The sequence below is a fragment of the Sphingobacteriales bacterium genome, from assembly GCA_012517435.1.
Lineage (GTDB): Bacteria > Bacteroidota > Bacteroidia > CAILMK01 > JAAYUY01 > JAAYUY01.
Window position 1 is genome coordinate 1 of the sequence record JAAYUY010000007.1, and the last position, 24,782, is coordinate 24,782.

The 24,782-nt window shown below is 39.8% G+C and carries 16 protein-coding genes; 11 read left to right on the top strand and 5 right to left on the bottom strand.

All coding sequences use genetic code 11. The features are described 5' to 3' along the window. The 3 genes from GX437_00310 to GX437_00320 form a co-directional block, all read left to right on the top strand. A partial coding sequence (locus tag GX437_00310) for a hypothetical protein (protein NLJ06089.1) occupies positions 1–1,330 on the top strand: 1,330 nt, incomplete at its 5' end. Positions 1,331–1,380: 50 nt separating this feature from the next. Further along, the gene (locus GX437_00315) at positions 1,381–2,469 is read left to right on the top strand and encodes a glycosyltransferase family 4 protein (GenBank protein ID NLJ06090.1); all 1,089 of its coding nucleotides are present in this window, start codon (positions 1,381–1,383) and stop codon (positions 2,467–2,469) included. A gap of 115 nt (positions 2,470–2,584) precedes the next feature. Then, complete coding sequence (locus GX437_00320; GenBank protein ID NLJ06091.1) at positions 2,585–2,872, top strand: 30S ribosomal protein THX; 288 nt, start codon at positions 2,585–2,587, stop codon at positions 2,870–2,872. Positions 2,873–2,874: 2 nt separating this feature from the next. Here the strand turns inward: GX437_00320 and GX437_00325 are convergent, their stop codons facing one another. Both GX437_00325 and GX437_00330 read right to left on the bottom strand, forming a co-directional pair. Continuing rightward, positions 2,875–3,117, bottom strand: coding sequence for a cytochrome b5 (locus GX437_00325; protein NLJ06092.1), 243 nt, complete (start codon positions 3,115–3,117; stop codon positions 2,875–2,877). Next, positions 3,104–4,105 (bottom strand): aspartate-semialdehyde dehydrogenase, encoded by a 1,002-nt coding sequence (locus GX437_00330; protein ID NLJ06093.1) that lies wholly within the window; start codon positions 4,103–4,105, stop codon positions 3,104–3,106. Before GX437_00330 ends, GX437_00325 begins: the two co-directional genes overlap by 14 nt. 154 nt (positions 4,106–4,259) lie before the next feature. Here GX437_00330 and GX437_00335 point away from each other — a divergent pair, with 154 nt between their 5' ends. Continuing rightward, positions 4,260–6,827, top strand: a complete 2,568-nt coding sequence (locus GX437_00335; GenBank protein NLJ06094.1) for a hypothetical protein — start codon at positions 4,260–4,262, stop codon at positions 6,825–6,827. Between the two features lie 95 nt (positions 6,828–6,922). On the opposite strand, the gene GX437_00340 is transcribed toward GX437_00335, so the two are convergent. Together GX437_00340 and GX437_00345 are read right to left on the bottom strand one after the other, a co-directional pair. Further along, positions 6,923–7,429 carry a sigma-70 family RNA polymerase sigma factor gene (locus GX437_00340; protein ID NLJ06095.1) on the bottom strand — a complete coding sequence of 169 codons (507 nt, stop codon included), beginning with the start codon at positions 7,427–7,429 and terminating at the stop codon, positions 6,923–6,925. 126 nt (positions 7,430–7,555) lie between these two features. Further along, positions 7,556–8,479 (bottom strand): MerR family transcriptional regulator, encoded by a 924-nt coding sequence (locus GX437_00345; protein ID NLJ06096.1) that lies wholly within the window; start codon positions 8,477–8,479, stop codon positions 7,556–7,558. Between the two features lie 106 nt (positions 8,480–8,585). Here GX437_00345 and GX437_00350 point away from each other — a divergent pair, with 106 nt between their 5' ends. Then, the gene (locus tag GX437_00350; protein NLJ06097.1) at positions 8,586–9,866 is read left to right on the top strand and encodes a serine hydroxymethyltransferase; all 1,281 of its coding nucleotides are present in this window, start codon (positions 8,586–8,588) and stop codon (positions 9,864–9,866) included. 2 nt (positions 9,867–9,868) lie between these two features. On the opposite strand, the gene GX437_00355 is transcribed toward GX437_00350, so the two are convergent. Further along, the gene (locus GX437_00355) at positions 9,869–11,011 is read right to left on the bottom strand and encodes a hypothetical protein (GenBank protein NLJ06098.1); all 1,143 of its coding nucleotides are present in this window, start codon (positions 11,009–11,011) and stop codon (positions 9,869–9,871) included. Positions 11,012–11,136: 125 nt separating this feature from the next. Here GX437_00355 and GX437_00360 point away from each other — a divergent pair, with 125 nt between their 5' ends. The 6 genes from GX437_00360 to GX437_00385 all read left to right on the top strand — a co-directional run bounded on the left by GX437_00360 (position 11,137) and on the right by GX437_00385 (position 24,604). Continuing rightward, entirely contained in the window at positions 11,137–12,153 is a 1,017-nt protein-coding gene (locus GX437_00360) for an NAD-dependent epimerase/dehydratase family protein (GenBank protein NLJ06099.1), read from the top strand. Then, complete coding sequence (gene uvrB, locus GX437_00365; GenBank protein ID NLJ06100.1) at positions 12,150–14,177, top strand: excinuclease ABC subunit UvrB; 2,028 nt, start codon at positions 12,150–12,152, stop codon at positions 14,175–14,177. Before GX437_00360 ends, uvrB begins: the two co-directional genes overlap by 4 nt. Positions 14,178–14,519: 342 nt before the next feature. Then, positions 14,520–17,966 carry a PKD domain-containing protein gene (locus GX437_00370; GenBank protein NLJ06101.1) on the top strand — a complete coding sequence of 1,149 codons (3,447 nt, stop codon included), beginning with the start codon at positions 14,520–14,522 and terminating at the stop codon, positions 17,964–17,966. A 38-nt stretch (positions 17,967–18,004) separates the two neighbouring features. Then, positions 18,005–18,247, top strand: a complete 243-nt coding sequence (locus GX437_00375; protein ID NLJ06102.1) for a hypothetical protein — start codon at positions 18,005–18,007, stop codon at positions 18,245–18,247. 17 nt (positions 18,248–18,264) lie between these two features. Next, positions 18,265–21,159 (top strand): PKD domain-containing protein, encoded by a 2,895-nt coding sequence (locus GX437_00380; GenBank protein ID NLJ06103.1) that lies wholly within the window; start codon positions 18,265–18,267, stop codon positions 21,157–21,159. A gap of 4 nt (positions 21,160–21,163) precedes the next feature. Next, positions 21,164–24,604 carry a PKD domain-containing protein gene (locus GX437_00385; GenBank protein NLJ06104.1) on the top strand — a complete coding sequence of 1,147 codons (3,441 nt, stop codon included), beginning with the start codon at positions 21,164–21,166 and terminating at the stop codon, positions 24,602–24,604. Positions 24,605–24,782: the final 178 nt, after the last annotated feature.

Genomic DNA, 24,782 nt, shown 5'->3' on the forward strand with positions numbered 1-24,782 from the left:
CAATCATTTGCAGCTCACTGAAGGAAAGATTATTTACATTCATCCTACCCAGTACAGAATGTTTTATCGTTGTACGATCCCCATGTCGCTGCCTGCCCTTATCAAAAGAATTGATTATCCTGTAAAAGGCTTTTATCCTGAAGAACTTACGGCTGACATCATCAGGAAAGCTGAAATTGCCATTATAGATATTCACTGGAATTATGCACTGGCAGGTGCTTACCAGCTGGTTAAAGATCTGAAAGAACTCAATCCGGAAATCATTGTCATTGCAGGAGGAATGACAGCTTCCATGTACCCTGAGCAACTAACACAAAAACTTGATATTGATTATGTTATCCGTGGTGATGGGGAAATACCTTTGCCAGCACTGGTAAATGCTATTTCAGAAAAAACCGATATGACTCATGTTCCCAATGTCTTCGGAAAAAACGGCCTTGTCACAGAATGGAGTTACTTTTTGACCAGCAAGGAACTTAATAAAAATGAGTTTTACGACCTGAGATTTTTCCCTTCCTATCAGTCAGATATCCGCAAAATTCACAAAAGGCATTTTGGCTGGCCGAATTATACTTTCCCTTATCTATTACCTTTCCGGGGTTGCCCGATGCCATGCCCAAGCTGTGCAGGAGGTATTGGCGAACAAAAGAAACTGTTCAGAAGAGGATATGTGGTCAGAGATGCGGAAAAACTTGCCGGAGACTTAAGTCTTTTGAATAGCTTTAAAGATATCCGTTTCGTCAATGTGATTCACGATTTTGTAAGTCTCATGCCTGAAGACTATGTTAACACTGCTCTTTCCACCCCCAACAGGCTTTCTCTGGTATATGAATTTACCACTGCCCCGCCACCCGAACGTCTCGAAAGGCTTTTTGGGACTTTCAGAAGAGGAGTTCTGTATTTTAGCATCGATAAAATGCATACCCAGAGCGACCACCTGATTGATCCATCTGTTCTGATAAACCTCATTGAAAAGACGAAAAAAACAGGCAGGTTTATTCCGGTTTTATATTACAACAGTACGTTTAAGTCCAACCCGGAATATGTAAAGGTTTTAAATGCAGTTGCACGTCAAACCCGTTGCCTGACTGCTGATGTCTCCGGATGGTGGGAAGATTTTCCCCGCCCTGATGAAAACGGAATAGCTTCACCGGAATCATTTTCTAAGTTTTTTGATCTTTCTCAAAAACCTAAACTCAGTGTTTTGACGAAATTGAAAAGATGGCTGGTTTTCAGGCTTTATCTTGTTTTTACCTTTATTTTACCTGATGTTTTACTTCTTAAAATTAAATCCGCTTATGTCCGGCTGTTTAATCCTTATCTGCAATAAATTTCAGCAAGCATGACTAATTTTGCACTTAATCCCAATTATCCTTAATTTTGATAAAGATCCTTGTCATCAGTAATTATTCCAACAGCTTGTCATCAAGGCCGGAAGCTGAAATTTTCCTTTCACTGGACAAAAACAGATTTCAACTTACCGTCATGACTGATGAACATACCGAATACGCTGAAAAGTTCAGAGAATCAGGAATAAAGGTGATTCATTATATCCCCTTCAGAAAAGTCAGCAAAAAGGAAATAGCTTTCATCAGGAATGTGGTAAAGGAAGGAAAATATGACATCGTTCATGTTTTTACCGGAAAAGCCATCATCAACTGCATTCTGGCTGTCAGAAAACTGAAAACAAAGTTATTGCTTTACAGAGGCTATACCGGCAATATTCATTGGTACGATCCCCTGGCATATCTGAAATATCTGCATCCCCGTGTTGACGGGATTATCTGCAATTCAACATCTGTAAAACTGAGTATCGACCACAACAATCTCTTTTCCAAAAGAAAAACGGTCGTTATTACCAAAGGACATGATCCTTCATGGTACACAAATGTTTCTCCGGCTGATATTCATTCATTGGGAGTAAAAAAAGGCAGTTACGTTTTTATCACTTCGGGAAATGCACGCAAAATGAAGGGATTCAGGTATTTACTAAAGGCGATGGATATGCTTCCTGAAGATGCAGATATTCAGCTGATCATTGCCGGAGGAGACGAAAACTTCATTACAAAATTCAGCAGAAAGCTACATAAAAACAAAGAGAAGGTAATTTTTGCCGGATACAGGAAAGATTTATTATCGGTAGTAGCTGCCTGCGATGCCTTTATTTCTTCTTCTGTAAAAGGAGAATCATTTAATAAATCGCTTGCCGAAGCCATCATGTTGGGAAAACCCGCTATTATAACCGGTATTGAGGGAAATAAAGGGATGGTAATCCACGAAAAAACAGGTTTAATTGTCCCTGCACGAAACGCCCGTGCATTGGCAGATGCTATGTTACAGTTTTATCATCATCCTGAAAAATCCGCCTTGCTAGGCATTGAAGGAAAAGCTCACCTGTCGCAGAATTATTCCTTCCATTCAACAGTCCGTCAGTACGAATACTATTATACATCACTGATTGACAAGTAATTATCGTTTTCAATTATTCCCTAAAAAAAAAGAAAATTATTGGCTTGTTTTTTCAGGAAAAAGAATAACTTTGCCACTCAAAAATTTAATAAAATTTTGACCAAAAACGAAGATAATGGGTAAAGGAGATCCAAAAACGAAAAGAGGAAAAATTTTCCGCCACAGTTATGGAAAATATAGAAAAAGAAAAGCACAAACAGCACTGAAAGCTACTGCACCATCAGAAGAAATCAGGGAAATGGTAAGCGAGGAAGATGTAGCTGAAGTAACCAAGAAAGTTGAAAAGAAAGTAGCTGAAAAAGTAAGCAAAGCCAAAAAACCTGCACCCAAAAAGGCTAAAAAAGAAAATCCTGAAACTGAAAATTCTGCAGAACAAGAAGAGCAGACCCCAGCAACAGAATAAATTCATTTACTCAGTTTTCCAACCTTTTTAAGCCTCTCAAATACTTTTTCGCTATGGGGGGCATCTTTAAATTCATCGGTTAAATCCTGACCAGCCCAATGTTCGTAATGCATGCCACGCTTCCAGTAACGGCTGTTCGTTACATCGTAAACAATTCCTTTGAAAGCAATCCATATTTCCGGCAAATCCTGTCCGTTCCGGAGGGCAAGCTGGGCGCGGGTATAAAGTTTTTCATGCTCCTGCATCGACAATATGATTGCTGATTAAATATTCAAGTATCTGAACGGCATTCGTGGCCGCTCCCTTTCTGACATTATCAGCTACTATCCACATATTCAAACCGTTGTTGCGGTACAAGTCTTTTCTGAGTCTTCCGACAAAAACTTCATCCCTGTCGAATGAGGTTAACGGCATTGGATAAATGTTCGAAGCAGGATCATCCTGAACCACTATCCCTGCTGAGTTTTTAAGTATCTCAGTAACCTCTGCCATGTCAATATCTTTTTCAAATTCGAGATTGACACTTTCGGAATGACCCCCGACTACCGGAACCCTGACCACCGTAGCTGAAACTTCAAGCTCAGGAAGGTTCATAATTTTACGGCTTTCTTCGACCAGCTTTATTTCTTCGGTAGTATATCCGTTGTCATAAAATTTTCCACCATGTGGCAGACAATTCATATCGATAGGATATGGATAAACCTTTTCAACATTCACTTGTCTTCTTTCCCCGAAAAGCTGATTGATTCCTTTCATTCCCGTACCGGATACTGACTGGTAGGTGGAAATAATCATCCTTTTCAAGCCGTAGCGAAGGTGAAGGGGATAAGCTGCCACTACCAACTGAATGGTCGAGCAGTTCGGGTTGGCAATGATCAGGCTATGAATATTCAGTACTGAACCGTTAACTTCAGGAACGACAAGGGGAATATTTTCATTCATGCGCCATGCTGAAGAATTGTCAATTACAAAACATCCCTGCCCGGCAAAGATGGGGGCATACTGAAGCGAGGCTTCCGCACCTGCTGAAAAAAGAGCCACATCCGGCTTTAATTTTATCACTTCTTCCACTGAGAGAATACGCACCTGATGATTGTTGACAGTATAAACTTTATTGACGGAGCGCTCGGAAGCAGATAATATCAGCTCTGTGTACGGAATATTCCTCTGATGAACAACCTCTATCATCTTTCGCCCGACAAGTCCGGTTGCTCCTATGATGGCCAGTTTCATTAAAATCGCTTTTTTGTTAAAATTTTAACTACTTAATTTTGTTGTAAAGATACCATCTGCAATTGGATTGAGTCATTATTCTTCTGTATCCCTGTATTTTTTTTCAGTATTTTTACAGTCGAAAAAAATAATGCTGTAAGCCTTAAATCCAAATATGAAAGTAAGATTTAGCAGTCTTTTCATCATCGCAGTTCTGTTTTGCCTGAATGTCCGGGCACAGTTGTCTGATAATTTTCAGGATTATAATTTCGATAAGAATCCGGAATGGTTTGGAAATACAGGAAGTTTTAAAGTGAATGACCTCCTGCAGCTTCAGCTCGACACCTCAGGAAGCGGGACCAAATTCCTTGCTACACCCAACCAACTGATTGACAATACGGAATGGAATTTCTGGCTTAAACTCAACTTTGACCCCTCAGCCAGCAATCAGGTTAAAATTTATTTATGCAGTGACAACCAGGATCTTACAAAACCTTTAAACGGTTATTTTATCAGAATAGGAGAAAATCTTTCATTAGACGACATAGTTCTTGTCAGACAATCCGGGACTAATGAATATCTGATTATTGACGGTATTGACGCCCATGCAGCCAAAACACCAATTCTGAGAATCAAAGTATTGAGAGACAATGCAGGCAACTGGCAATTGTTCAGCGATACATGCGGTGGAAAAAATTTTAAACCGGAAGGAAGCGGATTTGATACGATGATTAAAAATACTTCGTGGTTCGGAGTCGTTTGCAAATTCACATCCTCAAATGCCAAAAATTTCTTTTTTGATGACTTTTACATCGGGCCGGAACAAAAAGACACAATACGCCCCGAAATCAAATCCTTTAAAATTAATAGTAAATATCACCTCAGTTTATTTTTTACAGAAGAAATTGATACGGGAGACGTTAAAATCAGTTGTTTTTCAGGAATTTATCCCATCGTTCCTTCATCCTTTTCAATTATCAGTTCATCACAGATTGATGTTTTTCTTGACCCTAAAAACGATTATCCGGCTAATCAGCAACAAAGACTGACAGTCAGTCAGATAAAGGATCTGGCAGGCAACATCATGTTACCTGGGGTCATTGATTTCATTTATTATTCTTTCGAGCCGGGAGATGTCGTGATCAATGAATTCATGGCAGACCCCTCTCCCGTTGTCAACCTTCCTGATGCCGAATTTATTGAAATTTTTAACACATCAGATTTCAGTGTTCCGCTTCAGGATTTCAGCATTGAAGATGGTTCGTCAAAAGTCAACCTGCCCGTTTACAAATTTCCACCCCACTCCTGCTTAATCCTGTGTAAATCTTCAGATACGGCACTCTTCAAGCCTTATGGGGCAACAATAGGCATTAACCTTCCTTCCCTGAATAATAGTGGCGACATCCTAAAACTTTCGCATTATCTTTCAGGTACAATCGACTCATTTCAATATGACCTGAGCTGGTACAGGGACATTCAAAAACAAAACGGAGGTTGGTCGCTCGAAAGAATAAATCCCTACCAGAAATGTCTGATTGAAGTGGAAAACTTCACTTCATCCGTCTCACCTGATGGAGGCACACCCGGAAGAAAAAATTCTGTATTCGACAGCATATCAACTCAGGCAATCCCTGTAAAATATAACATTTCCATCCTGAACGACAGCACTATCCTGATTAGTCTGAATCAGAAAATTAAAACAGTTTCCCCTCAGCAAGGCCGTTTAGAATGTCTCGATCCCCCCCAAGACACCATTAATTTTAAACTTTTGTATCAGCTTTCATCAGTCATACTGCAACTTAACGACAAACTGCAATTCAATAAAAGATACCGCGTCTGGGTTAATCTCGCCAATTGTATGAATACATTGATAAAGGTTGATACCAACATAGTAATTCCTGCTCCGATTGATTCCTTTGATTTAATCATTAATGAAGTCTTATTCAATCCGCAGACCGGAGGCTCTGACTTTATAGAATTATTCAATCGTTCAGATAAATACTTAAATATCAAAGACTTAAAAATTGCCCGACTTGACGACAGTTTGAAACTTAAAGATTTAAAAACTCCTTACAGCAACAACTTTTATCTCTTTCCGGGTGATTATGTGGTTTTAACTGATAACCCCGAAGACATAAAACTGAGATATTCGGTAAAAAATCCGGATAAGCTGTTAAAAGCTTTGATGATTACCCTGCCTGATGACAAGGGAGACATTGTTTTACTCTATAACAACAGATGGATTGATTATTTTCATTACGAAGATGATTACCATTTTAAACTTATCAGTAATCGTGATGGTGTGAGCCTGGAACGGCTTAATCCGGATGCTGCCACAAACAATCCGGCCAACTGGCATTCAGCCTCAAGTACTTCCGGTTATGGAACGCCTACCTATAAAAACTCACAATTTTCTGATTTACAACAGGAAGAAACCGATATCAGCATACAGCCGAAAATATTCAGCCCCAACGGAGATGGATTTGACGATGTCCTGAAAATTGTTTATTCTTTTGATAAAAGCGGGTATTTTGGCTCAATCAGAATTTTCAGTCTGACTGGCAGGATGGTAAGAGAACTGGCGAATAACGACCTTTTCGGTACCGAAGGCTTTTATACATGGGATGGCCTCGATGACAACGGACAACTGGTTGCTTCCGATGTCTATATTATCTTTACTGAACTAATCTCCGGTGATGGAAAAGTCAGGAAGATTAAAAATTCCTGCACTGTTGTCAGATAATATTGAAAATGATCAGTCCCGGGTTTAAAGTTCCGTTCAAAACTCACGCTTTGGGAAAATACTGTTCCGAACTGAGGTGGATGGTGAATATTTTTTCAGTTCAAATAATCCTTCAGATCAGTCATTAACCGCTGACGGGCATTGAATATCCTGCTTTTTACCGTTCCGATGACAATATCCTGTTCTTCAGCAATTTCCTTATATTTATAGCCTGCCACATACATTCTGAAAGTTTCTCTAAGTTCAGGCTGAAGACGGTCGATCACCGATTCGATTTCATTGTAAGAAAACTCTGCATCCCCGTTTATCATATTTTCTGATTCAGGTAACCCGGCACCAAAAGGCTCTTCTGTTTTTTCTATTTTAACATTCGATTTGAATGTTCTTCTGTAATTATTGATAAAAATATTTCGCATAATGGTATAGAGCCATGCTTTCAGATTATCATGATTACTGAGTTTTTCCCTGTTGACAAGTGCTTTCAGATAGGTTTCCTGAAATAAGTCGTTGGCATCATCATGATTGCTTGTCAGACTTAATGCAAAGTATTTCAGCTGATCCTGAAAACTTAAAATGTAATGATTGAACTCTTTTGCTGTCATATTATTTTGTTTAATTTTTTCTATTTAACTTTAAACAAAATGCATGCAAAAAAATGCCGGAGATTGAAAAATATTTTAAGGATTTATTTAAAGATTTGAATATGAGGACGTTAGAAAGGAAATTTTTTATTCAAAAAATTGAATTAAATCGGAAACCGATTTCAGCAGGAACACATTTGAAGGTAAATTGCCCGAAATGGTTCCGGCAAAATAACCTGACACGCCAATTTTTGCCTGCTGAAAATCTGATGCTAATTTCTGAATATATCTCTGAGGATTTAAATCATGAAAAGAAGAAACAAATGCTGTGATAATCCGGTCAGGTTTTATTTTTTCGCTTACCGATAATATATCATTGTAAGGAGAAGACTGCCCCATGTAAAATACATTAAAATTATGTTTTTTCGACAGGTAATAATAAAACAGCAGACCGAATTCATGGTATTCGCCTTCGGGTAAAAACATCAGAATAGTCCCTTTGATTTTTGACTTGTCCAACACTATGTTGTCTATCGCAACAATGAGTTTCTGACGTATCAGATTGGAAATGAAATGCTCATGTACGGGGAGGATGTTTCCTGTCTGCCATAAAACACCTACCTTATCAAGAAAAGGGAAAATCAGCTCAATTACAGTGGTTTCAAAACCGTATTGCAATGAGCTGTCGTTAAGTACCTTCAGAAAATCATCCTCATTCAGGTCGATCATGGCCTTAACGAGTGAATTTATTCTGATCTGATGCGCCTGTGAGCTTACCTTCAGCGCCTCCACCATTTCGGCTATCTTCTTATCGGAATTTCCGGCAATTTTCGAAATTTTTATGCCCGATTGGTTCAGAATCGCAACATTTAAAATCTTCTTAAGGTCTTCATCCTGATACTGCCTGATATTCGTAGGTTTTCTATCAGGGTTTAAAATATGGTACCTTTTCTCCCAAATTCTGATGGTATGGGCTTTTATACCTGTCAGCCTCTCCAGATCTTTTATTGAATAACTCACTTTTGTTTTTTTTCTGAAACACAAAATTAAAGTGTTTTGTTCATTTTTCATCTCATAATTTTAAACAAATTGTTTACATCTGAAATGCCCGGCAAATTCATTTTTACAGTCAAAATATTTTAGTCTATTTTTGAAAGCGAAACAAAAACAATTTAAAATGAAAAGAGACGATTTAGTATTTGAAATAATCCGGAAGGAGAAGGAAAGACAGATGTATGGCATCGAACTGATTGCCTCCGAAAACTTTGTCAGTGAGCAGGTATTGGAAGCAATGGGTTCGGTGATGACCAACAAATACGCTGAAGGCTATCCCGGCAAACGCTATTACGGAGGTTGCAAACACGTTGATGAAACTGAACAGCTGGCTATTGACCGCTTAAAAGAGCTTTTCGGTGCAGAATGGGCAAACGTACAACCCCATTCGGGTGCACAGGCAAACATGGCTGTCTTTTTAGCCTGCCTGAAGCCGGGTGATAAATTTATGGGTCTGAACCTTGCCCACGGAGGACACTTATCCCATGGTTCTCCTGTCAATTCTTCAGGAATTCTTTATCAGCCAATTGCCTATCATGTGGATGAAAACACAGGGCTGATCGATTATGACAAAATGGAAGAAATTGCCCTTGCCGAAAAACCCAAACTGATTCTTGCCGGAGCATCGGCCTATTCCCGCGACTGGGATTTTAAAAGAATGAGAGAAATTGCAGATAAAATAGGCGCGATTCTGATGGCCGACATCGCTCACCCTGCCGGTCTGATTGCCAGAGGTATTCTGAACGACCCGCTCCCCTATTGCCACATCGTTACTAGCACCACACATAAAACCCTTCGGGGCCCGCGTGGCGGAATTATCATGATCGGAAAAGATTTTGAAAACCCATGGGGAAAAACCACTCCTAAAGGCGAAATCAGGATGATGTCGTCATTGCTTGATTCTGCTGTCTTCCCGGGCATTCAGGGTGGTCCGCTTGAACATGTCATTGCTGCCAAAGCTGTTGCTTTCGGAGAAGCTCTCACTGATGATTACATGGATTATATCATACAGGTAAAGAAAAATGCAGACGTCATGGCATCGGCATTTATCGAACTGGGCTACAAGGTTATTTCCGGAGGCACTGATAATCACCTGATGTTGATTGACCTGAGGACAAAATTCCCCGACCTGACCGGAAGAAAAGCAGAAGATACCCTGGGTCTTGCAGATATCACCATTAATAAAAATATGGTTCCTTTCGATAGCCGCTCTCCATTCCAGACTTCCGGAATCAGGATTGGTACACCTGCCATTACTACCCGTGGGCTCAAGGAAGAACACATCAAACCTATCGTTCAGATGATTGATAATGTATTATGCAACATTGACTCTCAGGAAGTTATCGAAAAGACAAAGAAACAGGTGAATGAGATGATGAGTGAGTTTAAGCTCTTTGCCTGGTAAACTCAGATTGATTTTTTAAAGGCGAGCCAATAGCGATCAGGTATTTCACCTTTTGAAGCCATTTCATAATCTTTATAGGAACAGGGGATAATTTCTTTCCCTGCATGATGCGGATCAGCAAGCGGAATTTCCATCCACCAACGATTGGTTTTCCGGCTCTTGTAAAAAGTAATAGGCTGAGAACCAGCAACATCTGCTGCAATATATTTAACAAAATTGATCTCATCACCTATTTTAACCTCATTAAAGCGATGTGCCACACCATCAGTAAAGTACCATATCATCTGGGCAATCAGCTTGGCAGTCTGATGATTGTTGTCGATTTCATTCCGGTATCCGTAGATGCTGAAAGACTGAAGGTTGTCGCTGATACCTGCAAAACGGGCAATTTTTACCGCTTCCTCGACAGTAAAGCCGGCAGCAGATGAATCATAGGAAGCCATTGCGTCAGCCTGGCGTACAGACGACAAACTGAAACTGATAAAATCGGCATTGCGGATAAAAGGCTCAATGTCATCAAATGACTCACGGATACGGCCAAGCCTCATGACATCAAAATAAAATTTCTCCATCATTTTGAATGCCATCTGGTCGGTAAGAAACGACTGAACACCCAGATGTATGAGGTGAAACAAATAAGAAGGTTCGCGAAGCAAAATCTTCGACAGGTAATTGTCGGAAACGGCTTCCTGATCTTCGTTAAAAAACAGGTCTATTTTGGAATTAATGCAACAATAAGTAACATATTTTGTAAGATACTCAAAAGCCAGATATTGTGAATAGACAAAAGGAGAATTTGACCCGATTACCAAAGGGATGATACCCATTGACTGAATTTCACTCAGAATGTAGCCGAGTTTTTCGAATATTTTCGGATCATTCAAATCGAGGTAAAAGTTGCCCAGATCAGCCACCATCATGGCATATTCCTTTTTCATCAGGGCATACAACTGGTTTCTTACTTCATGGCAATCATAGTCCGATTTATTACCAATCAGTCCGATCAGAGCTATTTTTTTCCCGGACAATGACGGGAATGTCCTGTCATATATTTCAACGGCATTTATCCAGCTATCGTTTGATATATTCTCAATATTCAACTCATCCCTGACATTTACCGGAATAAATACATCTTCTAAATTCATGGCATTTTTTATTTCCCGGGCAAAACTAATGTACAGGCAGGCAAGAGCCGGCTCTAATTATTCACAATGAAGTTAATTTTTAAACAGAAAGCAAAATATTCTAATTTTGCCGGAAAAAATCAGTCATGATTTTAATCACAGGGGCAAGCGGATTCGCAGGATCATATATTTTATATGAGCTTTTCAGAAGACAAAAAAAAGTAAGGGTTTTTAAAAGGCCGGACAGTAGCTTCAGGCAGATTGAGTTTGTGTTTCGTCTGATGAATCAGGATAAAGAGCTTACCTTCAACGATTATATCAATTATTTTGACTGGGCAGACGGTAATCTGGACGACAGGGAAAGTATTGAGGAAGCCATTTCAGGTATCACTGAAATTATTCATTGTGCGGCTATCGTCAGCTTTGCCAAACCGGATAAAAATAAAATACTGAATATCAATTACAGAGCTACTGCACATCTTGTCAATCTTGCCATTGAAAAAGGTATCTCTAAGTTTCATTACCTTAGCTCAATAGCCTCTCTCGACAGGAATAACGACAATACCGTCAGAGAAGAAAATTTTCCTGTAACTAAAAAATTTTCTTCAACCTACTCACAAAGTAAATATCTTGGTGAAATGGAAGTCTGGCGGGGTTATCAGGAAGGCCTGACAGGTATCATTTTAAATCCCGGAGTGATTACCGGCCCTATGGCAGAAGACAAGCCTACTTTAAAACTAATAAATGTCATCCGAAAAGGATTTAAATTTTATCCGGTCGGTACAAACGGATATGTTGATGTCAGGGATGTGGCGGGCACGTTTGTCCAACTTATTGATTCTGAAGAATTTTACAACCAGCGATATATTTGTGTATCCGAAAATCTGAGCTACAGGGAAATCTTTGCAATGGTAGCCGTCCATTCTGGTGTAAAGGCGCCTTCCATCCGTGCAACGCGGTGGATGACCATTACAGCCATGATATTAGATCATATCAGGGCGGTTTTCACAGGAGATCATGCACTTTTTAAACTGGAGCTTGTCAAGCTGATTAACAGCCACTATTTTTATGACAATACAAAAATCAGAAACACATTGGGGTATCAATTCATGCCGATTAATCAAAGTATTCACGACATGATCAAATATAGCATAAACCCATGAAATTCAAGCTTCATGCGTCATATCAACCACAGGGAGACCAGCCCGAAGCCATTGAACAGCTTGTCAATGGGATAAAAAACGGAGAAAAATACCAGGTTTTGCTCGGTGTAACCGGTTCAGGAAAGACTTTTACAATTGCCAATGTCATACAACAGGTAAACATGCCTGTACTGGTTTTGAGTCATAATAAAACACTGGTAGCCCAGCTCTACGGGGAATTCAAACAGTTTTTTCCTGAAAATGCGGTAGAGTATTTTGTCTCCTATTATGATTATTATCAGCCTGAAGCTTACCTGCCTGCCACCAATACCTATATTGAAAAAGATCTGAGTATCAATGCGGAAATAGAAAAACTCAGGCTCAGGGCAACCTCTTCCCTGTTGTCGGGAAGAAGAGATATTATTGTGGTGGCAAGTGTTTCATGTATTTATGGAATAGGCAACCCTGAAACATTCAGAAATGCTACCATCCATGTTTTTCAGGGACAGTTGATCGACCGGAAATACCTGCTGATGCAGCTGATAAACGGCCTGTATTCCAGAACATCTGCAGAGCTGAACAACGGCACTTTCAGGGTTTCCGGGGAGACAATCGATATCTTCCCCACTTATTCTGATGTAGCTTACCGCCTGATTTTCTTTGATCAGAAACTCGAACAGATTCAGATGATTGACCCAAAAACAGGGCATAAAATTGAAAAACTGGAGAGCCTGATGATTTATCCGGCCAATTTATTTGTTACCCCTCCCGAAACCATGCAGATAGCACTCAGGGAAATCAAAAATGATATGATCCGCCAAAGCCAGAAATTTGAACTGGAAGGAAAAATGCTGGAAGCCAGAAGAATTGAAGAAAGAGTTAATCTCGATATGGAAATGATTAAGGAGCTGGGCTATTGCAATGGCATTGAAAACTATTCGAGATATTTCGACAGGAGAAAACCCGGAGAGCGTCCGTTTTGCCTGCTTGATTATTTTCCGGAAGATTATCTGATGATCATAGATGAAAGCCATGTAACCGTGCCTCAGGTGAGAGGGATGAGCCATGGCGACAGGGCACGAAAAACAGTATTGGTGGAATACGGGTTCCGGCTACCAGCCGCACTCGACAACCGTCCGCTAAGTCCGGATGAATTTGAAATGATGCAGCATCAGGTCATTTTTGTCAGTGCTACCCCCGGCCCTTATGAACTGCAGAAAACAGGAGGTGCAGTGGTTGAACAAATCGTCAGGCCTACCGGCCTTCTGGACCCCATGATTGAGGTACGGCCTATTCAGACTCAGATTCCTGACCTCCTTCACGAAATTGACGAAAGGGTTAAAAAAGGTGAGCGGATTCTGGTAACCACCTTGACAAAGAGAATGTCGGAAGAGCTGAGTAAATACCTGCTCAACATCAACGTCAATGCGCGTTATATCCACTCGGATATCGATACCATCGAAAGGATTGAAATTCTGAGAGACCTGAGACTGGGGAAATTTGATGTTCTGGTGGGTATTAACCTCCTTCGGGAAGGCCTTGATTTGCCGGAGGTTTCGCTGGTAGCCATTCTGGATGCAGACAAAGAGGGATTTCTAAGATCAGAAACATCGCTGACACAGGTAGCAGGAAGGGCTGCACGGAATGTAAACGGGAAGGTCATCATGTATGCAGATAAAATCACCGGCAGCATGCAGAGAACCATTAATGAAACCAACAGGAGAAGGGAGAAACAGTTGAAATACAATGAGAAACACCAAATAACACCACAATCCATTAAAAAGACAGTAGAAGAAATCATCAGGCAAACATCCATTGCAGATGCTTCAAAAGTTACACGTATTAATTATGATTTTACCGGGGAACAAATAAATATGGTAGCAGACCCTGTGGTCAATCTGATGAGTAAACCTCAGCTTGAAAATGCCATAAAAACAACAGAACAAAAAATGAAACAGGCAGCAAAGGAACTTGATTTTGTATTGGCTGCCCAATACAGAGATGAGCTTTTTGAACTTAAAAAACTGTTAAAAGAACGTTTTTAAAATAAAACTTCTTTCTCTCCGCCACCGGACAGCAAGCGAAACCGGATGTCCTTCACTTTTCACAAAAAAATCAAAAAAAAATGAAACTTTTTAACCAAAAGATATACTAATGTTGTATATTTGAAACACTAAACTGAATTAAAATTCGGGCATTTTGAATAAAAAAGCTGAAAATATTGGCAGCCTGATACTTCTGAAAAGAGAGTTACTTAAGCTATTAACAAAAAATACTTTACCTTGTTTTTTGTCGCTAATAAAATTCCCGGATAGTATTATTTCGGTTTTTGTTTTATGCATAACATTGGTTATCAAAATTTTAGTTGATTATAAACTAATGTAACTATGGAAAAATTCAAAATTTATCTGTTAAAATTTCTGCTGGTTGCAGGAATTTTATTCTTAGAAAATAAAACCTATGGTGCCTGGATTTCTGGCGGAGACCTGACATGGACAGCCCTCGGAAAAGACAGTTTTCTTATCCAGCTGAACCTTTATATAGATTGTAATTCTTCAAATCCTCCACCCGCATCAATCACAGTCAAATGTGTTTCTACCGGAGTTACCATTACAACCCTAACGATATCTAATCCCACACCTGTTGACATCACAAATGTTTGTGCCAATTCATGTACAAAATGCCAGTCTATTATTTGTTCATATCCTTACGGTGTTAACAAATATTCTTATACCAAACTCCTTGTCATCAATTCCACCAGTTGTTGTGAATTAAGCCTTCAATATTCAGTCTGCTGCCGGACCAGTTCTCTGACAACTGGGGGAGCAGATGAATCCTTTTTCCTGACTGCCATGCTAAACAGATGTTATGCTGCGGATAACAGTTCGCCTCAGTTTAACAGTGATCCGGTTAGCATAATTTGTGTTGGAGAAGATGTAACACTGGATTTCGGTGCAAAAGACTCTGACAAAGATTCCAACGGAAAACCCAGTGACACCTTATATTATGAACTGACCAAACCAATGACAAGCGCCACCGGTTATATTACCTATTCAGGACAATATAGTTATGATAAGCCTCTGTTTTTCTGGGGATTTCCTACTGCGAACCTGCCAAGTCCGAGAGGTTTTCATCTCGACAAAGAAACAGGGATAATAACATTCAAATCTATGAAAGCTGAACAGGGCATTGTCGCCATTAAAATCCATGAATTCCGTAAAATTAACGGTCAATATGTGAAAATTGGAGAAGTGACGAGAGACACACGAATTATTATTACAAGTTGTCCCACTAATGCAACTCCGGTCCTTTCCGGCCCGTATTACAAAGAAGTATGTGCCGGAGATACAATTACTTTTACCATTAAAGCCACGGATGTTAATACACAGGACACCGTTACCATCGAATGGTCGAATAATATTTCCGGAGCCAGCTGGACATCTAACAACGGATTGGTACGAGAACCGACCGGTATTTTTAAATGGGTGCCATCCATCGACAACATCAGCGCTATACCCTATGTGTTTTACGTAACAGCAAGCGATAATTTTTGTCCCCTGAATGCCTCATTGACAAAAAGTTATCAGATACTGGTAAAACCCGGACCAAAAATAGTTACCTATAAAGACAGTATCTCTCAATGTAATTTTCATCATTTCAGTATTAATGAAGCGATGCCTTCTTTCACTTACCGGTGGTCTTTCGGAAACTCAAATCAGGTGAAAATGTCTGGAGATAAAGTAACCTATTATTGCGACAGAAACGGGAATATCCCTTTCACGCTGGAGGTTAGTTCCATGGGATGCGACACTACCACTTATTTTGATTCTGTAAAAAACGGGCAGTTTTTAACAATCAGTCCCATTTCTGATTATGTTCTTTGTTACAATGATTCTGCCTTGATTGAACCGATAATCTCGAACAATTCCGGAAAAACAAGTTTTTACTGGAACACTGGAGACACCCTGAACAAACTGACTTTCAAAGCTGTCAAAGACTCGGTAATCATTCTTCAGGTCAGCGATACGGCAGGATGTCTGGCTTTGGATACCATTAATTTTAAAGTCAATCCCCTGACAAACATCGAACTTGATGAACACCTGCTGATCTGTGGCAATTCTTCTGTGGAAATTTCCCCGAAATTTACAGGTGGCAGCTATCAGATTTCTGATATTTCATTTTTCGACAATACCAACCAGTTGATAGCAAAAGGGAAAAATCATATAACCGTGACGGATTCCGGGAAATACAAATGTGTGGTAATCAACGACTATCAATGTCCCACCACTGCATTCACCAATGTACACAAACATCCCGAAGTAATAGCCAATGCACAGAACAAGCTGATTTGCCCTCAGGAAAATACCACACTGCAGGCAATGCCTACCGGCTCGAAAACACCTGCTGTTATTTACCAATGGTACAATACAGAGAATGGAAATCTAATCGGGACACAACAACAACTAAACCTCACCACAGAAAAAGACCTCCTGCTTAAACTTGTCGTAAAAGAGTTTGCCTTCAGTAAGGTTTGCGATGATTCCATGAATGTGAAGGTTTCGGTTAAAAAACCTGCCATTCAGCTTAATTTGCCCGATTACCTCTGCAAATATGATTCACTCATCGATATCCGGAACTTTATTGACACTGCGTTGGGAACAATCAGTTCCTCACAACCGAATATAGTCAATCAGTTTTTCTATCATCCTTCCTCTGTAACAGGAAACTCTGACAGCTTAATTTTCACTTTGACAGATTATCAGACCGGATGCACTTTCGAGAAGAAAAACAAGGTTAATCTGCTGCAATTGCCGATCATCAATATTCTCACCCAATACGGGAAGTATGAATTCTGTCCCGGATATGGAAATATTGCGATTATTGCCAGTCCGACCGGTGGAAAATATGGAGGAAAATGGTATGGCCCGATAGAACCAGGCAATTATTTCAATGCCAACAGACCTTTCGGCACCTATCAGCTGGTATATGAATACCGTGACAATGACGGCTGTCTGAACAGAGATACCATGAATTTAAAAGTAGCTAATCCTGAAATAAACATTGACAAAACCAATTCATACATCTGTAGTGGACAGGTATATCAGGCCAATGCCAGCTATCATTATGCTTCCAGAATGAAATGGATCATCCCCGACAGCTCTGATGGTTTCCTGCAAAACAGCGTTTATCAGACAACCAATGTATATTATCCGGGCCCTGGCGACAGAAACAGACACGGTTTCTGGCTCAAAGCCATGACCAACGACCCCTTCTGTGTCAACAATTATGATTCTGTATTTGTCTATATTGCTGCTGTTCCGAAAGCTTCATTTACCAGCAATGTTACCAATGGGGCACCTCCTCTTGAGGTTACATTCTCCGACCTCTCTGCCATTGATTATGACCAGATTAGTGAATACCTCTGGAATTTTGGTGATGGAAACTCCTCTACCCTCAGGAATCCGGTTCATACCTACCTCGATACAGGATATTTTGATGTCAGCCTGAAAATTACAAGTGATTATGGATGTCAGGATTCTGTCGTCAAAAAGAAAATGATTTCTGTGTACGTAGTTTCAGTTCCTGAAAATACGCTATACAAACCAAGGGTTTATCCCAATCCTTCCCATGATAAAATTATGATTGAAACAAAGGGAATTGAAATTGAAAAAGCAGAGCTGACAAATATTCTGGGGATTAAAATCAGGGAATACAATCTCATCCGTCAGCCAAATTTTGAAATTGAAAGAGGGAAGCTGCCTCCAGGGGCTTATCTGCTTAAAATCTTTGACACAGAAGGAAATACCAGTGTTTTCAATATTATTTTCCACTAAAATTCAGGAACAATGAGCTAAAGAAATAGTTTGACTTTATGAGTATTTTTAGAAGCAAAAAATCAAGATTATTCTCTATCCTTATTTTATCAATAAGTATCATTTATACTCAGAGTCATGCTCAGCCATATTTTGGCGCAGAAATAAACTATTCATGTGTCGGGCAAGACAGTTTTCCGGTCAATCTTATCACTTACCGGGACTGCAGTGCGGCTCAGTTTAATACCGAAACCCTGATAAGTTCATGGCTTGCAGATACTTGTGAAAACAGTTTACGTTAACTTAAAAAATCAAAAAAATGAAGGGGAAAAAGATTATCTTGCTTATAATTCTGATTATCAGTTCTTTTTTTATAAGTTTACCCATGGTAAAAGCCACCCATATGTTGGGAGCAGATATTACCTGGGCCTGCATAGGTAAAGACAGTTTTGTGATAAAACTCGTTATTTACCGCGACTGTAACGGAGTTAATCTTGGTACACCAAGTATTTCGATTGAATGTGCCTATACCGGAGTAAACATTACCACTTTTTCCATTTCAAAACCACCTCCTGTGGATATTACTCCTGTCTGCACCTCAAGCTGTACCAGATGCCAGTCAACGGGCTGTTCCTTCCCTTATGGTATTGAACAATATACATTTACAAAACTTGTCGTTTTGTCAAATGCCGGTAGCTGCTGCGACCTGATTATTTCTTATCAGGAATGTTGCAGAAACTCCACCATAACTACAGGAGCAGCCAACACAAACTTTTATATTGATGCAAAGATGAACCGCTGCCAAAACCCTTGTGATAATTCACCATCTTTTACCAATCCTCCTATAGCTATCATTTGTGTGGGTCAGGACTTCATTTTTAACCACGGTGTGTTCGATGTTGATATTGATTCCAACGGTGATCTGATCGACTCATTAAGCTATTCGTGGACACAACCGCTGACTGGTGCAGGAAGTTATGCTCCATGGACTTCTCCATATTCATACGACAAACCCTTATTATTCTGGGGCTTCCCTTATGCCAACCAGTCTTCCCCACTTGGATTCCACCTCGACCCTTTTACAGGTAACATTTCTTTCCGCCCCATGAAAGTTGAACAAACAATTATGGCTTTGAAGGTTACTGAATGGAGAAAAATCAATGGTACTGCGACCAAAATAGGAGAAATTACCCGTGATGTTCATTACATGTTTATAAGTTGTCCAACATCGAATAATCCTGTACTAAACGGAACAGCGGTAAAACACATTTGTGCGGGTGATTCAGTAACATTGCCAATTTATTCTTCCGATGCTGACGTAAATGATTGGGTAACGCTCACTGCTTATAATTTACCACCGGGTGCTGTCTGGACCGACAATAACGGATTGGTTAAAAATCCCACCGGAATGGTCAGGTGGCGTACCAAACCATCCGATATTTCCACACAGCCTTATAATATTCTTATCAAGGCGAAAGACAACAGTTGCACTGTCACAGGGCAATCATCACAGGTTTTCAGTATTTATGTCCATCCAGGTGTCTCGGCAAAAATTAAATATCAAAAACTACCCTGCAACCAATATAAACTGATTGCTGATGAAATTATCGGGACTTCTTTCTATAAATGGTATGTAAATGAAATCTCAGTCAACGGATTGATAACTATTGATAAAGCAGGAACTTATATAACCCGTCTGGAGCTAATAGGACAATCCTGCACATTCAATGTTTTTGACACTTTACAAATTACTTCTGTACTTAAATGCAAACTTCCCAACGATACCGTGCTTTGTCCGGGGAATTCTGTTACAGTATTACCCAACATTACCGGAGCACAGGGAAAAGTAAACTACCTCTGGAATACAGGCGACAGTTCCTCTTCCCTGCAAATCGGACCGCTTTATCAGGATACCATGATCATTTTGAATGTCAGTGATTCTATGTTCTGCCACTCCGATACCATGTTCATTAAATTTGATAATTTCGGAGTAACTATTTCTCAGGATAATATTGTTTGTCCCGGTCAGGCTTCTGAATTGACTGCCTATCCTCTTTTCGACAAAGGAAAACAGGCTAAATCCTTCCTTTGGCTCGATTTATCCTGTTCCTGTCCGAAATCTTATGCAGATACAGTAGTTATTTATAGCAGCGGAGCATTTTCCTGTACTGTAACTGATGAATTCGGATGCACAGCTTCCGATACTTTTATAGCAACTTTTCATCAAAAACCTCAGATTACCATCTCTCCTCTGCCTTCTAAATGCCTCAACGATTCCGATTTTAACCTGAATCCTTATGCCTCGCCTCCGGGTGGTTTATGGCTGGCTCAACAACAAAACCTCATTGAAAATGATACCTTTTTTATCTCAAAAGCTCAGGCCGGACAATACCTGTTGTTTTATCAATATACTGACCCCTCTACTTCCTGCTCCAATACTGAAAAAACCACTCTTACCATAAAAAAATACCCGGAAATTTCAATTATCAAGCCTTTCAGTTTCTGTAATCTCAATACCCTTATTGATCTTTCTGATTACGTCTCTCCTGCAAAAGGAATCTGGGACAGTCTGCATCCGGCAATCGTCAATGCTCATTATTTCAATCCGCATCTGGCGGCTGCCTCATCCCTGCCATTGATTTACCTGGTTGAGGATACAAATTCATGCAGGAACTCAAGAGAAATCAATTATGTCATCAACCCCGTTCCTGTGGTGGATTTCAGTGCCGACCAAACACAGGGCTATTTTCCGCTAAGTGTTCAGTTCACAAACCTGAGCACGGTGAGCAGTGGTTCGCTTGATTATCTGTGGTATTTCGGGGATGGCGACAGTTCAGTACTGGAGGATCCTTCGCACGTCTTCCTGAACACAGGACAGTATGATGTCCGGTTGATCGCAGTGAGTGATTCTTTGTGCCGCGCAGAACGGACAAAACCGAAATTCATCGAAGTATTTGCCTCACTCCCAGACCTGCTTACCGGAGTTGTTTCCCTTTATCCCAATCCCGCACAGGATAAGGTGATCATTGAATCCACCTCCAAAATAGACAAAGTGATTCTCTGCAACTTCCTTGGAGCAAAGATCAGGGAAACAGATGCTAACAATGAAAGCAAAATAAACTTAGAATGCGGGAAACTGCCTTCCGGCTTGTATTTGCTGAAGGTTTATGATAAAAAAGGAGACGTGTATGTGTTTCAGGTGGTGTTTAAATAAAACTATGAAAAAACTAAACAAAACATTATTGATCATCTGTCTGGGGTTGGGGATTATATATGGTTCAAAAGCTGACGCAAACAATATTTTAGGAGGAGAGATTACATGGAATCAAGTTGGGAAAGACACTTTTATGATCACCCTGACTTTGTACAGGGATTGTAACGGGAATGCATTCGGTAATCAGCAGGTGCTGGTGAAATGCCAAAGCACAGGAATAACCCTTGATACTCTTATCTTTTCTGCGGTGAGCGGAGTGGATATTACTCCTGTGTGTAAAACTTCCTGTAGCAGATGTGACAGTTCAAGCTGCTCCTTTATTTATGGCATACAGAAATACGAATATAAGCAGATGCTGATCATTCAGAATGCAGGTAGCTGCTGTAAAATACTGCTCGCTTATTCTCAATGTTGCCGTCCTTCCACCATAACTACAGGACCTGCTTCCACAAATTTTTATATAGATTCATGGTTTAACCGCTGTTTGGATAAACCGGATAATTCACCGGTTTTTATGAATGCACCCGTACATATTCTTTGCATAGGCTTAGATTTTCAGTGGGCTCCTGGTATAAATGAAAATGATAGGGACTCAGTGTCTTTATCATATTCTTATAATAATGGGCCGAGAATTAATAGTACCACCAAAGTTACCTATATATCGCCATATACCTATGAAAAATTCATTTACTTTTGGGGGTTTCCAAATACTTCCCTTCCCTTTCCAAGAGGATTCGATTTAGACCTTAAAACAGGAGAATACGGATTCAGAACCATGAAATTAGAGCAGACAGTCACAGCTTATAACGTTGAACAATGGAGAAAAATTAACGGGAACTATGAACAAATCAGCAGTACAACTCGTGAAACCCATTTTTTTGTAGTAAAATGTCCGTCAAATGTAAGTTATCTTGGGCTCTCAGGTCCCAAATATAAAGAAGTTTGCGAAGGGGATACGGTAATATTTTCCATTGGAAGTATTGATTATACCTATAAAGATTCGCTCAAAATCTATTATAATGGAGAAATTGAAGACGCTTTATGGAGTGATAATAATGGTTTTACAAAAATACCAACCGGAAACTTTAAATGGGGTACAAAAATCGGAGATGCGAGCAGACTTCCTTATTACTTTACTGGTACAGCAAAAAGCAGTTCCTGTGATTTACTTACCAGCACAACAAGGGTATATCAAATCATAGTCAAAAAGAAACCTTCTCCCCCTGCATTCCATGACACACTTCTCTATTGCAACGAAATAAAACTGGAAGCAATAACGCCTTTACCTTATCATACCTATTACTGGGAGATTGGGGATAATCCTTCTGTAAAACTCAGCGGAAGTAAAATCAGCTACCTTACTCCCAAAAGCGGGCATATCCCTGTGAGTCTGTATTCCTTGTACAACGGATGTAAGAGCGATATCATCAGGGATACTGTTTCAATTGATACCTTCATGATGCTGAACAAATTAACAAATGACACCATTTGCATAAACGATAGCCTTATTGTTCGGGCTAATGTAAAATATAACAAAGGGAAGGTTAGCTATCAGTGGTCTACTCAGGACAGTCTGCAACAAATCATGATCAAACCCGGACAAACCACAACCTATAAATTGACGGTTGTGGATTCTTTCGGCTGCAGAAGTATAGACAGTTTTATCGTTTCGGTTAAACCCCTTCCCGATTTGATGCCCCATCCTGATTTTTCCATCTGCAGTGGTGACTCCGTATGGCTTTCCGCTTTATCTGCGGGTAATGGCAGTTTTGATCTTGATGTTATACCCTGTTTCTATAAACTTCCTGATCCCAATCCGCTCCAATGCGGGTATTTCCACATGCAACGAAAAGATTCCGGAGATTATGTCATTAAGGTTACCTCCAAATATGGTTGTGTGGCTTTGGATACATTTAAGCTATCCCTATATCCTGAGGTTAAAGCTTTTGCAGCTGATACCACGCTTTGCCCGAATGAGACGATTATCTTACAAGCCGACAGCACCGGAAGTAAAAGTGACAGTACCATCTACCTGTGGTATGATTATTTGACAGGAGATCTCATCGGAAACGGACAATCTATAACAGCAAAAGCGGATATTAATAAAGTGTTTCGCCTCTATGCAGCCGAATGGTTCAACGACAGATATTGCAAGGATAGTAGCTTAGTGACGTTAAACAGGAAGAACACCTTAATTGATCCCCGATTCCCTGAATCCTTTTGTATAAACGACAGTTTTACTGACCTGAGAATATTTATTAAGCATGGTAAAGGATTACTTTATGCCTTGCATAATTCGGTGATTGACAGCTATTATTACAATCCGGCTATCAGTAATATGTTCAACGACAGCATACAGATAACTTTTACCGACTTTTCCACTGCCTGTACCTATGATTCCCTGCTGATTTTTAGCAAGAAAGAAATTCCTGCAGTATATATTTCCAATCAGTATTTTAAAAGCAGCTTTTGTCCGGAATACGGTAAAATAAAACTTTATGGAAACCCCTTTTCGCCAAAATACAGCAAATGGTACGGACCTGTGGATGATTCATCCTTCTTTGATGCCAACACTTCAACGGGTATTTATACTCTCGTTTATGAATACAAAGCCAATAACGGCTGCCTGAACAGGGATACTTTGATTATTTCCATTGGAAAAACAGCCATTAGTATTGACAAATCGGATACAGCTATTTGCTCTGGGAAACATTTTTCTGCAAAGGCAAATGTTGCATTTGCTCAGAAAATGCAATGGATTTATGGTTTGGGCTCTGATGGCTTTATGAACGGAAGTATTTACAATGTCCAAAACACATACGTTCCGGGCGCAGGTGAAAAACTTAAAAGAGGATTTATGTTGTATGCAAAAACCATTGATCCGGTTTGCCCCGAAACATGGGACAGCATAAAGGTGTATATTGCCGCCCAACCCAAAGCGGATTTCTCAGCCGATATGCTGACAGGCAATACTCCTTTAAATGTGCAGTTTAGAGATCAGACAAATATAGCTTATGATTATATCAGCGATTATTTGTGGAATTTTGGCGATGGAGATACTTCCTCCGCAATAAATCCACTCCACCTTTATGCTGACACCGGACATTATTCGGTTTCTTTAAAAGTTGTCAGTGATTATGGCTGTGCCGATTCACTCACCAAAAATAACCTGATTTATGTATATCCGGTTGCTATACCTGAACTTGTAAAAACCAATTTTAAGGTTTATCCCAATCCTTCCCATGATAAAATTTTCATCGAATCAGAAATTGGATTACAAAAAATCAGTCTTTACAATATTACTGGTAAAATCATTTTTGAATCCGATGAAACAGGTTCTCATACTGCTGAATTGACAGGATTACATTTATCGGATGGTTTATATTTACTGAAAATTACTGATTTAGAAAATAATACAGGTATTTTTCATCTTGGTTTTCAATAAAATTAAAATTATTAGTCATGAAAAAACTGAAGTTATTTATGTCCATAATTTCATGGATGTTTATTTTTTTCAGCGCTCGGGGACAATCAAGCATTTCTGCGGGCGAAATTACATGGACAAGTATAGGGAATGACAGCTTCCTTATCAAATTAAGCATTTACAGAGATTGCAATGGCTC